Below are 13,639 nucleotides of genomic sequence, written 5' to 3'. Positions count from 1 at the left end.
AGATGAGGGTTTCCTGCATAGCGTTCACTGAGAGGGGGCATGCGTTGGCGGAGCGCATCGCACGCGCGCTTTCCGATTGCGCGCAGACAGGTGAAGATGACCCTGGCTGGGACGTTTCCGTTTCGCGCGGGTTCGGCGAGGGGAAGGTCGACCTGCGCGCATGGACGGCGCTCGCGTGGGAAGCGTCGGACGCGCTTCTGTTCGTGGGCGCGGCGGGCATCGCCGTGCGGGCTATCGCGCCGCATGTCGCCTCGAAGGCAAGCGATTCCGCGGTTGTGGCGATCGACGAGGCGGGGCGCTTTGCCGTCCCGCTTTTGTCGGGGCATTTGGGCGGTGCGAACGAGCTGGCGCAAACTGTGGCACGCGTGGCAGGGGCCATTCCCGTCATCACCACGGCGACCGACGTCCGCGGCGTGTGGGCGGTGGATACGTGGGCGCGCCGTGCGGGGCTCGCCGTTTCGAATCCCGAGGCCATCAAGCGAGTGTCGGCGCGGCTGCTTTCGGGCGGGCGCGTGGCGCTCTATTCCGACATGCCGATTTCGGGACAGCCGCCTGAGGGGGTTGACATTGCGTCCGACCGCGCTCGGGCCGATATCGTCGTGTCGCCGTTCGCTGGCGCGAATGCGGGTGCGTCCGTTTGCGCGGCGGAGACAACGGGCGTGGTCGTGCCCGCCGGTGAGACGGGGAAGCCGGCGGGCGTGCGGGCGCAGGCGCCTGCGACCGAGCCGCTTCGCCTTGTCGTGCCCTGCATCGTTGCGGGCATAGGGTGCCGTCGCGGTGCGTGCGCCGAAGCGATCGGGGAGGCGTTTCTTCTCGCGTGCGGGCAGGCGGGCATCTCGCCTTCGGCCGTCCGCGAGGCGGCGACGATCGACGTGAAGGCGCACGAGGAGGGTCTGCTCGCCTTCTGCCGCGCGCGCAATATCCCGCTTGCGACGTATTCCGCAAAGGAGTTGTCGCAGGTCGAAGGCAGCGTTTCGCCATCTGATTTCGTGCGCGCGACGGTGGGGGTCGACAACGTGTGCGAGCGCGCGGCGCTCGTGGGCGGGGGCAAACTTATCTTCCCGAAGCTCGCTCACGGCGGCGTGACCGTCGCGTTTTCCAAGGCAACTATCGAACTTTCGTTTAAGGAGCGGTGATGGGAAAGATCTTCGTGGTGGGGATTGGCCCGGGCGGCCCCGACGGCATGACGATTGCGGCTCGGCGCGCGCTCGAGGCGGCCGACATCGTTGTGGGGTACACGAAATACGTGGAGCTCGCGCTCGCCGCCGTGCCCGACGCGGCGCATCTCGCGACGCCGATGATGCACGAGGTCGAACGGTGCCGCCTGGCGCTTTCGCGCGCGCAGAGCGGAGAAGCCGTGGCGCTCGTGTGCAGCGGTGACGCGGGCGTGTACGGCATGGCGAGCCCCGTGCTGGAGCTTGCGGAGGACTACCCCGATGTAGACGTGGAAGTTATCGCCGGGGCCACCGCGGCTCAGAGCGGGTCGGCGGTGCTCGGCGCCCCGCTTGCCCACGACTTCGCGGTCGTGTCGCTCTCCGACCTGCTCACACCGTGGGAGGTCATCGAGCGCAGGCTCGCCGCCGTGGCGAGCGCCGACTTCTGCATCTGCTTGTACAACCCGCGCAGCAGAAAGCGCGCCGACAGGCTCTCGCGCTCGGCGAAGATTATGCTCGAATGGAAGGCCCCCGACACGCTCTGCGGCTGGGTTCGCAACATCGGGCGCGAGGGGCAGCAGTCGGGAATGTGCAGGCTCTCCGAGCTGGGGGAGCTCGATGCCGACATGTTCACCACCGTGTTCGTCGGCAACGCGGGCACGAAGCGCGTAGGCGGCCGTATGGTCACGCCGCGCGGCTATCGGGAGATTCCATGCGAAAGGTAACGATCATCGGGGCGGGGCCCGGAAACCCCGACTTGCTCTCGCGCGCGGCGCTCGACGCGATCGACATCGCCGACGTGGTCATCGGCGCTCATCGCGCGCTTGCCGGCATCGACGTGCCGCACGACGTGGTGAGATGCGAGCTCGTGAAGACGGCGGACATCGTCGCCGCGCTCACCGATGCGGCGTCGTGGCAGCGCGCCGTGGTCGTGATGACGGGCGATGTGGGGCTGTTCAGCGGCGCGCGCCGCCTGGTGGAGGCGCTCTCCGGCGACGCGCGGGTGGACGTGCGCATCATTCCCGGCATAAGCTCAACGTCGTATCTCGCCGCGCGCCTCGCGCGTCCATGGCAGGATTGGCGCTTCGCGAGTGCTCACGGCGTGGCGTGCGACATCGTGGCCGAGGCCGAGCGCACAGGTGAGCTCTTCCTCGTCACGTCGGGCGGGGAAGACCCCTCGCGGCTTTCGGGCGAGCTTGTGCAGGCGGGCTTCGGGGACGCGCGCGTGACGGTGGCCGAGCGCCTGTCGTACCCCGACGAGCGCATCACCTGTGCGACCGCAAGTGAAATCGCAGGTCAGACGTTCGACGACTTGAACGTGATGCTTATCGAGTTCGCAGGCGGCGCCGGGTCGCCTGCGAACTCACGCTGGCCGTACGCTTCCTCGGGCATTCCCGACGAGCTCTTCATCCGCGGCGACGTTCCCATGACCAAGCAGGAGGTGCGCGCCGTCGCGCTCGCGAAGCTGCGCCTTACCGCTACCGACACCGTGTGGGACGTCGGAGCCGGCACGGGGAGCGTGTCGATCGAGGCGGCGCTCGTCGCGCGAGCGGGGTCGGTATGGGCGGTCGAGCGCAACGCGGCCGGCGTGCGGCTCATCCGAGAGAACGCGGATGCATTCGGGTGCGGCAACGTGCATGCGGTCCCCGGTGTCGCCCCCGAAGCGCTCGCGAAACTGCCCGTCCCCGACGCCGTGTTCGTCGGCGGGAGCGCGGGCGAGCTTCCCTCCATCGTGGAGGCGGCGCTCGAGAAGAACTCGCAGGTTCGCCTGTGCGTGCCATGCGTTACCGTTGAGACGCTCACCGAGGCGTGCGCGCTCCTCTCGGGTTCGCGCTTTAAGGGGTTCGAGGCGTGCCAGGTGTCGGCCGCCCGCGCCGAGGCTGTAGGCTCGCACCATCTTATGAAAGCGCAAAACCCTGTGTTCCTCGTCAGCGCGCGTGGTGCAGGTGGGGAAGGCGGCGCCCGGTGAGCACGTCCATCCCGCGCTTCATGGTCGCTGCGCCCTCGAGCGGGAGCGGCAAGACGGTCGTAACGTGCGCGCTCCTGCGCGCGCTCGCGCGCCGCGGTCTTGCATGCGCGGCCTTCAAATGCGGCCCCGACTACATTGACCCGCTCTTTCATCGCCGCGTCGTGGGTGCGCGCTCGGGCAACTTAGACGGCTTCTTCACCGACGCCCCGACGCTGCGCGCCCTGCTCGTACGCGGCGCCGCGGGCGCGGATGTCGCGGTGCTCGAGGGGGTCATGGGCTTCTACGACGGCATGGCGCCCGGCGTGGCCGACGCGAGCAGCTACCAGGTTGCGCGCGACACGGAAACGCCTGTCGTTTTAGTGGTGAACGGGCGCGGGGCGTCTTTATCGCTCGCCGCCGTAATCCGCGGCATCGCCGAGTTCCTGCCTTGTGCGAACGTGCGCGGCGTCGTGCTGAACAAGACGAGCGCCGCTGCCTGCGCCTACGCGAAGCCTGCGATCGAGAAGCACACGGGCGTCGCGGTTTTGGGTAATATCCCCGCCGACGAGGCGTTCTCGCTCGAAAGCCGGCATCTGGGGCTTGTGACCGCCGACGAGGTCGAGCAGCTCTCCGCGCGCATCGACAAGATGGCCGAGCTGGTGGAAAAGAGCGTCGACGTCGACCGCTTGCTCGAAATAGCGGCGACGGCACCCGATATCCGCGAGGATCCTTACCGGTTGGAGTCGATCGCGGGAGCGCGGCCCATCGTCGCCGTCGCGCGTGACGAGGCGTTCTCGTTCTACTACGAGGAGAACCTGCGCGCGCTCGAGGACCTGGGTTGCGAGCTGGCCTTTTTCAGCCCCCTGTGTGATAGCGAGTTGCCCCGGGGGACAAGCGCCCTCTATCTGGGGGGCGGCTACCCGGAGCTCCATGCGCGGCAGCTCTCCGAGAACGCGCCGATGCGCGAGGCGATGCGGCGCGCGGTTGAATCCGGCATGCCGACGGTCGCCGAATGCGGTGGGTTTCTGTACCTGCAGCGCGAAATCTCCGATAGCGAGGGGCGGCGCTGGCCTGTTGCGGGCGCCCTTGAGGGCGCAAGCGAGAACGGGGGAAGGCTGTCCCATTTCGGGTACGTGGAGCTCACTTCCCAACGCGACGGGCTCTACGGGCCGTGCAGCACACGCATCCGCGCGCACGAGTTCCACTACTGGCAGTCCACCTGCCCGGGCGGCGACTTCTGGGCGCAGAAGCCCCGGCGCGACAAGGGCTGGCCGTGCATGACGACCACCCCGTCCCTGGTTGCGGGCTTCCCGCATGTGTACTATCCTGCGAACCCCGACGTTGCGCGCGCGTTCGCGTCTGCCGCAGCGTCGTTCGCAGAGAGGAGACGGCATGGCTGAAGCAACCGAAACCGCGCTTGCCAGCATCCGCGAGGAAGTCGAGCGCGCGTTCTCGTCGGCGCCGGGCGCCGTGCTCGAAGCCGCGCTCTCCCGCATCGCGCCCGCAGACGAGTGCGCCCGCGCCGCCGCGTACGCCGCGTGGGACTCCATCGCGCACCCCTTGGGGGGATTGGGCGACTTTGAAGACGCCGTCGCGTGTATCGCCGCAGCTCAGGGGAGCGCCGAGGTTGCCGAGTTTCCCCGTGCGCTCGCGGTATTCTTCTCCGACAACGGGGTCGTTGCCGAAGGCGTGTCGCAAAGCGGGCAAGACGTGACGCGAGCCGTCGCGCGCAACATGTGCGAGGGGGCCACGAGCGCCTGTCGCATGGCGGCGTTCGCGGGTGCCGAGGTCGTGCCCGTCGACGTGGGTATGGCCCGGGGCATAGAAGACGCGCGCATGGTGCGCGCGAACGTACGGCGGGGGAGCGGCAACATCGCGCACGGCTCCGCTATGTCTCGCGATGAGGCCGTGCGCGCGATCGATGTCGGTATCGCCGTCGCGTGCGGGCTTGTCCGCGCCGGCGTGCGCCTTCTCGCCGCGGGCGAGATGGGCATCGGCAACACGACCACCTCGGCGGCGGTGGCCGCAGTGCTCATCCGGGCGGACGCGCGGAGCCTCGTCGGGCGCGGCGCGGGGCTCTCGGACGCCTCGCTCGCGCGCAAGCGCGACGTGGTCGAGCGCGCTATCGACGCGAACTCGCCCGATCCTGCCGACCCGATCGACGTGCTCTCGAAGGTGGGCGGCTTCGACATCGCGGCGATGTGCGGTTTCTACCTGGGGGCCGCGGCCTCGAAGGCGCCGGCGCTCCTCGACGGGGTCATATCCTGCACGGCGGCCCTGTGCGCAGCGCGTCTTTGCCCCAACGCCTTGGGCTACCTCGTGGGCACCCACGCATCAAGTGAACCCGCAAGCCAGGAGCTCCTTCGCGAGCTCGGCATAAAGGCACCCCTCGACGCAGGCATGCACTTGGGCGAGGGCGCGGGCGCCATGGCGTATCTGCCCCTTCTGGATTCGGCGCTGCGCGTGTACCGGGATGGGAAGACGTTCACGGCGACTGGCATGGCTGCTTACGAGCATTTCGAGGCCGGGAAATGACGGTGACGTTCGTTATCGGCGCCGCCGCGAGCGGCAAGAGCGCCTATGCCGAGTCCCTGTGTCTCGGGCACGACGGCCCCCGCGTGTACCTGGCAACGATGGAGCCCTTCGGGGAAGAGGGCACCCGCCGCATCGCGCGCCATCGGGCGATGCGCGAGGGCGAGGGGTTTTCCACCCTCGAGCGCACGCGTGACGTGGGCGCCGCAGTGCCCGGGCTTCCGTGCGGCTGCACGCTTCTTTTGGAGGACGTGGGCAACCTGGTTGCGAACGAGCTCTTCGCGGAAGGCGGCTTGTCCCCACGTGACCCCGACGCTGCGGCGCGCGAGGTGCTCGGAGGCATCGAACGGCTCGCTCAGGCCGCTGCGTATACGGTGGTGGTCTCCGTCGACGTGTTCGCCGATGGGATGCGCTACGATGAGGGGACCGAGGCATGGAGGCGCGCGCTCGCGCGCGTGAATGCGGGCGTGGCGGTGCTGGCCGACCGCGCAGTCGAAGTGGTATGCGGGATTCCCGTGTGGATGACAGGCGAAGGACCTACAAGGTGAAGATAGCAGAGGCAATCGGCGCGGCGTTCGGAACGTTCTCGCGCATCCCCGTCCCGAAATCGGCCTGGACCGATTTCGGGTCAACCCATGCGCTTGCCGCGTTTCCCCTGGTGGGCCTTGCGGAAGGCTTCCTCATGACGGCGTGGGGACACGTTGCGAACCTGCTCGGCGTGCCCGCGACCATCGTCGCGGCCGTGCTCGTGGCGCTGCCTGTGGCGGTGACGGGAGGCATCCACCTAGACGGGCTCTGCGACACCTCCGATGCGCTTGCAAGTTGGGCCCCGCGCGAGCGAAAGCTCGAGATCATGCACGACCCGCGGGCGGGCGCCTTTGGGGTCATCGGTGTTGTTGTGTACCTTATTCTGCAGTTTTCCCTGTTCACCGCGCTGCCGCTTACGGCGGGGGCGTTCCTCGCGCTTCTGTGCTCGCTCGTGTTCTCCCGCGCGCTTTCGGGGCTCGCCGTAGAATGCTGGCCTGCCGCGCGGGCGGACGGCATGGCCGCGGGGCTCTCGCCTGCGAAGAAGCGCGCGGAGATCGTCGTGCCGCTTTGCGCTTTCGCTGCTGCTTCGGCTGCAGGGATGGTCGTGTGCGCTCAGGCCGTCGGCGCCCTTATAGCGGTGGCGGGGCTTTTGGTGCTCGCGTGGTACCGCCATGTTGCCCTGTCCCGCTTCGGCGGGGTGACGGGTGATTTGGCCGGATGGTTTCTGCAATGGGCCGAGCTCGCGATGCTTGCCATGCTGGTGGCGGGGGGCATGCTCCTATGATTCTCGTGGTAGGTGGCGCGCATTCGGGGAAGAGGACCTTCGTGCGCGAAAAGCTCGGGTTCGCGGCGGACGATTTCGTCGACGCGGCGCAGCTTGCGGAGGGCGGCGTGCCCGCGGCTTTTGCCGGCCGTGTCGCGTACCGTGCTGAGGAACTCGTACGCGCGCTCGACGCTGACCGGGCGCTCGAGCGGCTGATCGGCTTCGACGTAGTGATTTTGCCCTTGGTCGGCTCGGGGGTCGTCCCCATGCGCGCGGAAGACGCCCAATGGCGCGAGCGCGCGGGGCGCCTGGGATGCGCGCTCGCTGCGCGCGCCGACGTCGTCGTGCGCATGACGTGCGGGATACCCCAGGTCATCAAAGGAAACCTTGACGATGCGCCTCGAGGGACGCAGGGCGCGGGCGCGCCTTTGGAAGTCGTCTTCGTGCGCCATGGTGCCACGGCGGGCACGGAAGACCATCGCTACAGCGGGGCGGGCACCGACGAGCCCCTGTCGATCGCGGGCGAGCGCGCTTTGCGCGACCTCGTGTGCGATCGTGACGTGTTCCGTGTTATCACGAGCGGCATGGCCCGCACCGACCAGACGGCGCGCATCCTCTTCCCGAACGCGGAGCTTATGCCGTGCCCCGGTCTGCGCGAGATGGATTTCGGTGACTTCGAGGGGCGAAGCGCTGCCGAGCTTAAAGAGGATGTGCGCTACCGCGCCTGGGTAGACTCCTGGTGCGAGACGCGCTGCCCGCATGGCGAGGGCAAGAGCGATTTCACCCGCCGCGTCGTCGCGGCGTTTCGGGAGGCGTGCGAATCTGAGCGCGCCCAGGGGAGTGGGCGCGCCGTCTTCGTCGTTCACGCGGGTACCGTGAAAGCGCTGCTCTCCGAGCTAGCTGTCCCGAAAATGGGATATTTCGACGTGCATACCGAGCCGGGCGGCGCATGGGCCGCCACCTGGGATGGGCGCTGCCTTCGCGACGTTCGCCCCGCTTCGGGGGGCGATGCCCGGTGATGACGATTCTTGCCGTCGCCGCCGGGTTCGCGGCCGACCTTGCCTTCGGCGACCCGCGCTGGCTTCCCCATCCCGTCGTCGCCATGGGGCGCGCGATCACGCGGGCCGAATGCCGCCTGCGGCGCGCATTCCCGCAAACGTCTGCGGGCACGCGCGTCGCAGGGCTTGTGCTCGCCGTGGCGCTTCCGCTTGCGTGTGGGCTATTGACCTGGGGAATCCTGCATCTTTGCGGCATGGTTCACCCCGGCTTGCGCTTTGTGGCCGAGGCATGGGCGAGCTATCAGATTCTCGCGGCATGCGAGCTGCGCCGCCAGAGCCTGGCCGTGGCCCGCGCGTTCTCGAAGGGCGGCCTTGTCGCGGCGCGCGAAGCCGTCGGACTCATCGTGGGACGCGACACGTCTGTTCTCGACGAGCAGGGCGTTGCGCGCGCCGCCGTGGAAACGGTGGCGGAGAACGCGAGCGACGGCGTCATCGCGCCGCTTTTCTACCTTATGATCGGGGGTGCGCCCTTGGGCATGGCGTACAAGGCGGTGAACACGCTCGACAGCATGGTGGGCTACAAAAACGAGCGCTACATCGACTTCGGCTGCGCCTCGGCGCGCCTCGACGATGCGGTTAACTGGATTCCCTCGCGCTTATCGGCCCTGCTCATGATCGCCGTGTGCCCGATCGTCGGGCTCGACGCGCGCGGGGCGGCGCGCATCTGGCGCCGCGACAGGCGTCGCCATGCGAGCCCGAACGCGGCGCAGACCGAGTCAGCGTGTGCAGGCGCGCTCGGGCTGCGCCTGGCAGGACCCGCGGTGTATTTCGGCAAGCTCGTTGAGAAACCGACGATAGGCGACGCGTCCCGCGAAATCGAGTGGGGCGACATCGCCCGGGCGACAAGGCTCATGCTCGCCGCGTCCGTATGCGCGCTCGTCGTCTTCGGCGCCGCACGCGCGGCGGTCGTGCTCGCCGTGGGGGCGATGGCATGAGGGAAGACCACACTGCGTCCCGGACTGCCGTGGGAATCCTTCGCGCCCGTACGCATGGGGGCAGCGCGCAATCGCTCGGCATCGCTTGCGAAGGGGGCGCCTCCGACCTCATTGACTTCTCGGTGAACGTGAATCCGGCAGGCCCCTCGCCGCGCGCCGTCGCCGCAGCTTGCAAGGCGCTTTCTCGAATCGACGCCTACCCCGATAGGGAAAGCCTCGCCCTCGTTCGCGCCCTAGCGCGCGCCCAGGGCATTCCCGAAGATACTATCGTCTGCGGCGCGGGCGCGTCCGACATCATCTGGCGGCTCGCCGCGGCGGTGCGCCCGAAACGCATCGTCGTGTGTGCGCCGACGTTCTCTGAATATGCGGAGGCGGCATCGTACTACGGCGCATGCGTGCAGGAGTTCCCGCTCTCCGAAGCGGACGACTTCGACGTGCCCGCCTCCTTCGCCCGCGCGATCGAGGGGCCGGGAGACGTGGCATACCTCTGCAATCCGAACAACCCGACGGGGCGCCTCGTCGACCCCCGCGTGATCGATGCCGCGGCATGCCGCTGCGAGCAGGTGGGCGCGCTGCTCGTCCTGGACGAGTGCTTCCTCGGATTTGCGCCCGACGCCCGCGAAAGGAGCGTGGCCGCACGCGCCGCGTGTTCGCGCCATGCGGCCGTGCTCTCCGCGTTTACCAAGCTCTACGGAATGGCGGGGTTGCGGTTGGGATATCTGATCAGCGGAAACGCCCAACTCATCGAGGGGATTCGCCGGGCGGGGCAGGCGTGGCCCGTCTCCTCGGTCGCGGAGGCCGCGGGCATCGCCGCCCTGGAAGACGTCGAATACGTCTCGCGCACGCGCGATGTATTGGCGGACGAGCGAGCGTGGCTTTCCCACGAGCTCTCCTCACTCGGGCTATCCGTCGTGCCGTCGGATGCGAACTTCCTTTTAGTCCGCACGCCGGCGAAAGACATCCCCGAGCGTCTGTATAAACAGGGGGTTTTGGTCCGCACGTGCGACTCGTTTTCGGTACTGTCCCGTTTCTGGTGCCGCGTCGCGGTGCGCACGCGCAAGGAGAACGCCCGGCTTGCGATGGCGTTCAGCCGCGCGCTTCGGGCGGAAGGCGCATCGGGCGAAGACGTACCCGACGAACGGGGCGGCGCTTCTTGCAGCGGCGCTATGGCGGGCGCGGATGGCCGAGGCTCGGCGAAGGAGGTCGATACCCGTGGATAGGGCGAAGCCCATCATGATCCAGGGCACCATGTCGAACGCGGGGAAGAGCCTGCTTGCGGCGGGGCTGTGCCGTGTGCTTTCGCAGGACGGCCTGCGCGTGGCTCCCTTCAAGAGCCAGAATATGGCGCTCAACAGCGGTGTCACGGCCGACGGGCTCGAGATGGGGCGCGCCCAGATCATGCAGGCCGAGGCGTGCGGCATCGCGCCCGACGTGCGCATGAACCCCATCCTGCTCAAGCCCGAAAGCGATCACCGAAGCCAGCTCATCGTGGCCGGCGAGGCGCAGGGAGCCTTCGCCGCGAGGGACTACTTCGCGCGAAAGAAGGCGCTCATGCCGCAGATTTTGGAGGCGTTCGATTCGCTCGCGGAGGAAAACGACGTCATCGTCATCGAGGGCGCCGGCAGCCCCGTCGAAATCAACCTTGCCGAAAACGACATCGTCAACATGGGGCTCGCGCGCGCCGTGTCCTCCCCCGTGCTGCTCGCGGGCGACATCGACCCAGGCGGGGTGTTTGCCCAGCTCTACGGCACGGTCGCGCTCCTTGCGCCCGAGGATCGCGCGCTTTTGCGGGGGCTTGTGGTAAACAAGTTCCGCGGCGATGTGGAAATCCTGCGCCCGGGTTTGGCTCCGCTCGAGAAGATGTGCGGGGTTCCCGTCGTGGGGGTCGTGCCGTATCTTACGCTCGACCTGGACGACGAGGACTCGCTCGCGCCGCGCCTAACTGCCCGCGAGGCGCGCGGCGTCATCGACGTCGCCGTCGTGCGCCTTCCGCATCTGTCGAACTTCACCGACTTCGACCCGCTTTCGCGCGTGCCCGGCGTGGGCGTGCGCTACGTTTTCTCTACGACCGATCTGGGCCGACCCGACCTGGTGGTGCTCCCCGGCTCGAAGGCCACGCTCGACGACGCGCGCTGGCTTGCGGCTAGCGGCATCGGAGCCTGTGTACGCGCGCTTTCGGGCGCGGGCACGCCGGTGCTCGGCATATGCGGAGGCTACCAGCTTTTGGGAGACGAGCTTTCCGACCCGCATGGCAGGGAAGGCGCTGGCACCGCGCGCGGGCTCGGGCTCATCCCTGCAAGTACGGTGTTCAAGGAGGAAAAGCGCCTCGCCCAGTCGGAGCTGCGCATCACGGGCGCCCAAGGCGCGTTCTCGGTGTGGAACGGCATGACGGCGCGCGGGTACGAGATTCACGACGGCGTAACGACCGTCTTCTGCGCCCCTGCGGGCACGATTGGCGGCAAACCAGAAGGCGCGGCCTGCGGAAACGTGTTCGGAACCTATCTCCACGGCCTGTTCGACGAACCGGGGGTGGCGCTCGCCCTCGCACGCTCGCTCGCGCGCATGCGCGGCCTGCCCGAGAGCGTCGTGGGTGCTGAGGGCGCGGTGTCCGCGGCCGATCACCGTGCGCGCGAGTTCGACCGCCTGGCCGACTCCGTGCGCGGGGCGCTCGACATGGAGTATGTCTACCGCATTATCGAGGAGGGCGTATGATCCACGTGTATCATGGCGACGGCAAAGGCAAGACCACGGCGGCGATGGGCCTCGCCCTTCGCATGCTCGCCGCAGGCCGCCGCGTCGTCGTCGTGCAGTTCCTGAAAGACGGCGAAAGCGGGGAGGTGCGCCTGCTCGCCGAGCATTTCGGCGTGCCCGTGTTCGCGGGGAAGGCGTCGGACAAGTTTACCTGGTCCATGACGTCGGAAGAACTTGCCGCGACGCGCGAGCTGCACGATGGGAACCTCGCTTCCGCGCTCGCCGAGCTCGAGGGCGCGCAGGAGGGGCTGCTCGTGCTCGACGAGGCGCTCGACGCGCTTTCGAAGGGGCTTGTCGACGAGGCGCTCGTGGACCGCGCGCTCGATATGTCCGCGCGCGGCGTCGAAGTAGCGCTCACCGGGCGCGCGCCTTCCCGCAAGATCGTGGAGAAGGCCGACTACATAACCGAGATGCGGTGCGAGAAACACCCCTACGAGCAGGGGATATGTGCAAGGGAAGGAGTGGAGTACTAGATGGATTCCAAGGAGATGGCGCCCGGCGACATCGAGCGGCGCAGCTTCGAGATCATCACCGAAGAGCTCGGCGGCCGCACGTTCCCGCCGCTCGAAGAGCCCGTCGTGAAGCGCGTCATCCACACCACTGCTGACTTCTCGTACGCCGATTCCCTCGTGTTCACCCATGACGCCGCGCACTGTGCGCTCGACGCACTGCGCGCAGGGGCCACGGTGCTCACCGACACGAACATGGCGCTCGCAGGCATAAGCAAGCCCGCGCTCGCTAAGATCGGCTGCCAGGCCGTGTGCTACATGGCCGACCCTGATGTCGCCGCGGCTGCGCGCGCCGCGGGCACGACTCGCGCCGTTGCGAGCATGGACAAAGCTTGCGGCATCGAGGGTCCGCTCATCGTGGCCGTCGGCAACGCCCCCACGGCACTTCTGCGCCTCGCCGAGCTCATGGACGCGGGGAAGATCGCGCCCGCGCTCGTCATTGGGGTGCCGGTCGGGTTTGTGAACGTGGTCGAGGCGAAAGAGGAGCTACTCGCGCGACGCGTGCCGGCCATCGTCGCGAGGGGTCGCAAGGGCGGCTCGACCGTGGCGGCCGCCATTATGAACGCGCTGCTCTACCAGATCACGCGCCCAGGCGGTCCGAAGTGACGGCGCCCGTATCCGCGCCGGCGCTGCGCATCTTCGCCGGCACCACCGAGGGCCGCCTTCTGTGCGAATGGGCGAGCGAGGCGGGCATCCCCGCCCGTGCCTACGCGGCAACCGAGTACGGAGGTGAGCTTTTGGGCGAGCTTCCGGGCATCGAGGTGCATGCGAGCAGGCTCGACGAGGCCGACATGGAGCGCGAGCTTTCCGGCGCGCACATCGTCGTCGACGCCACGCACCCCTTCGCTACGCTCGCAAGCGGCAACATCCGGGCCGCTTCGCTCGCCGTGGGTGCACGATGCCTGCGCCTTGCGCGCCCGGCTGAGGCGATACCCAAAGGCGTCGTGTCGGTCGCGTCGATCGCCTGCGCGGCGCGCTTTCTCTCCGAGAACCCGGGTCGCGCGCTTCTCACGACGGGGAGCAAGGAGCTTGCTCCCTACACGCGCGTCGCCGATTTCGCGGAGCGCTTCTTCGTGCGTGTGCTCCCGCTGCCCGGTGCTATAACGAAGTGCATCGACGCGGGGTTTTCGCCGTCGCACGTCATCGGCATGCAGGGGCCCTTCACCCGCGAGCTCAACGAGGCGATGCTTCGGCAGGTGGGCGCCCAGTGGCTTGTGACCAAGGACTCGGGAACCGTAGGCGGCACGGCCGAGAAGCTCGCCGCCGCGCGCGACGTGGGAGCGCGCTGCATCGTGGTCACCCGTCCCGCCGAGGGAGGCGGGGCCCTTTCGCTTCGGGAAGTGGAAGACGCGCTCTTACGGGAGTTCGCGCGCTAGGCGCTCACCGCCCCTGCGCGCCCTTCCGCCCGCGAGGAGGATCGCCTTGAGCAAGCTCGACCCGTACAAGCCCGTCATCCGCCAA

14 protein-coding genes are annotated in these 13,639 nt (G+C 68.5%); all 14 read left to right on the top strand.

Annotated features, from left to right (window positions below; all coding sequences use genetic code 11):
• The coding region (locus ABHR75_RS03805) for a cobalt-precorrin 5A hydrolase (protein ID WP_346963679.1) at window positions 1-1,136 on the top strand (1,136 nt) is incomplete at its 5' end.
• The gene (cobJ, locus tag ABHR75_RS03800; protein WP_346963678.1) at window positions 1,136-1,879 is read left to right on the top strand and encodes a precorrin-3B C(17)-methyltransferase; all 744 of its coding nucleotides are present in this window, start codon (window positions 1,136-1,138) and stop codon (window positions 1,877-1,879) included. The genes ABHR75_RS03805 and cobJ, both read left to right, overlap by 1 nt.
• Window positions 1,867-3,123, top strand: a complete 1,257-nt coding sequence (cbiE, locus tag ABHR75_RS03795; protein WP_346963677.1) for a precorrin-6y C5,15-methyltransferase (decarboxylating) subunit CbiE — start codon at window positions 1,867-1,869, stop codon at window positions 3,121-3,123. Before cobJ ends, cbiE begins: the two co-directional genes overlap by 13 nt.
• Window positions 3,120-4,502: a cobyrinic acid a,c-diamide synthase CobB gene (locus ABHR75_RS03790; RefSeq protein WP_346963676.1), complete on the top strand. Its 1,383-nt coding sequence runs from the start codon at window positions 3,120-3,122 to the stop codon at window positions 4,500-4,502. Before cbiE ends, ABHR75_RS03790 begins: the two co-directional genes overlap by 4 nt.
• Entirely contained in the window at window positions 4,495-5,637 is a 1,143-nt protein-coding gene (gene cobT / locus ABHR75_RS03785) for a nicotinate-nucleotide--dimethylbenzimidazole phosphoribosyltransferase (protein WP_346963675.1), read from the top strand. Before ABHR75_RS03790 ends, cobT begins: the two co-directional genes overlap by 8 nt.
• Window positions 5,634-6,182, top strand: coding sequence for a bifunctional adenosylcobinamide kinase/adenosylcobinamide-phosphate guanylyltransferase (locus ABHR75_RS03780; protein ID WP_346963674.1), 549 nt, complete (start codon window positions 5,634-5,636; stop codon window positions 6,180-6,182). The genes cobT and ABHR75_RS03780 overlap by 4 nt, the downstream gene beginning before the upstream one ends.
• Window positions 6,179-6,946, top strand: coding sequence for an adenosylcobinamide-GDP ribazoletransferase (cobS, locus tag ABHR75_RS03775; RefSeq protein ID WP_346963673.1), 768 nt, complete (start codon window positions 6,179-6,181; stop codon window positions 6,944-6,946). The genes ABHR75_RS03780 and cobS overlap by 4 nt, the downstream gene beginning before the upstream one ends.
• Window positions 6,943-7,944, top strand: coding sequence for a histidine phosphatase family protein (locus ABHR75_RS03770; RefSeq protein ID WP_346963672.1), 1,002 nt, complete (start codon window positions 6,943-6,945; stop codon window positions 7,942-7,944). Before cobS ends, ABHR75_RS03770 begins: the two co-directional genes overlap by 4 nt.
• Window positions 7,944-8,918, top strand: a complete 975-nt coding sequence (gene cbiB / locus ABHR75_RS03765) for an adenosylcobinamide-phosphate synthase CbiB (protein ID WP_346963681.1) — start codon at window positions 7,944-7,946, stop codon at window positions 8,916-8,918. Before ABHR75_RS03770 ends, cbiB begins: the two co-directional genes overlap by 1 nt.
• On the top strand, window positions 8,915-10,138 hold the full coding sequence (locus ABHR75_RS03760; RefSeq protein ID WP_346963671.1) for a pyridoxal phosphate-dependent aminotransferase: 1,224 nt from the start codon (window positions 8,915-8,917) through the stop codon (window positions 10,136-10,138). Before cbiB ends, ABHR75_RS03760 begins: the two co-directional genes overlap by 4 nt.
• Window positions 10,131-11,630, top strand: a complete 1,500-nt coding sequence (locus ABHR75_RS03755; protein WP_346963670.1) for a cobyric acid synthase — start codon at window positions 10,131-10,133, stop codon at window positions 11,628-11,630. The genes ABHR75_RS03760 and ABHR75_RS03755 overlap by 8 nt, the downstream gene beginning before the upstream one ends.
• Window positions 11,627-12,142: a cob(I)yrinic acid a,c-diamide adenosyltransferase gene (locus ABHR75_RS03750; protein ID WP_117839768.1), complete on the top strand. Its 516-nt coding sequence runs from the start codon at window positions 11,627-11,629 to the stop codon at window positions 12,140-12,142. Before ABHR75_RS03755 ends, ABHR75_RS03750 begins: the two co-directional genes overlap by 4 nt.
• Window positions 12,143-12,784 (top strand): precorrin-8X methylmutase, encoded by a 642-nt coding sequence (locus ABHR75_RS03745; protein WP_346963669.1) that lies wholly within the window; start codon window positions 12,143-12,145, stop codon window positions 12,782-12,784.
• Entirely contained in the window at window positions 12,781-13,554 is a 774-nt protein-coding gene (gene cobK, locus ABHR75_RS03740) for a precorrin-6A reductase (RefSeq protein ID WP_346963668.1), read from the top strand. The genes ABHR75_RS03745 and cobK overlap by 4 nt, the downstream gene beginning before the upstream one ends.
• Window positions 13,555-13,639: the final 85 nt, after the last annotated feature.

It is taken from the genome of Collinsella aerofaciens (assembly GCF_039752955.1).
GTDB lineage: Bacteria > Actinomycetota > Coriobacteriia > Coriobacteriales > Coriobacteriaceae > Collinsella > Collinsella aerofaciens_BI.
The sequence above is the reverse complement of the archived record's forward strand: the minus strand, read 5'-3'. Positions and strand labels throughout refer to the sequence as shown.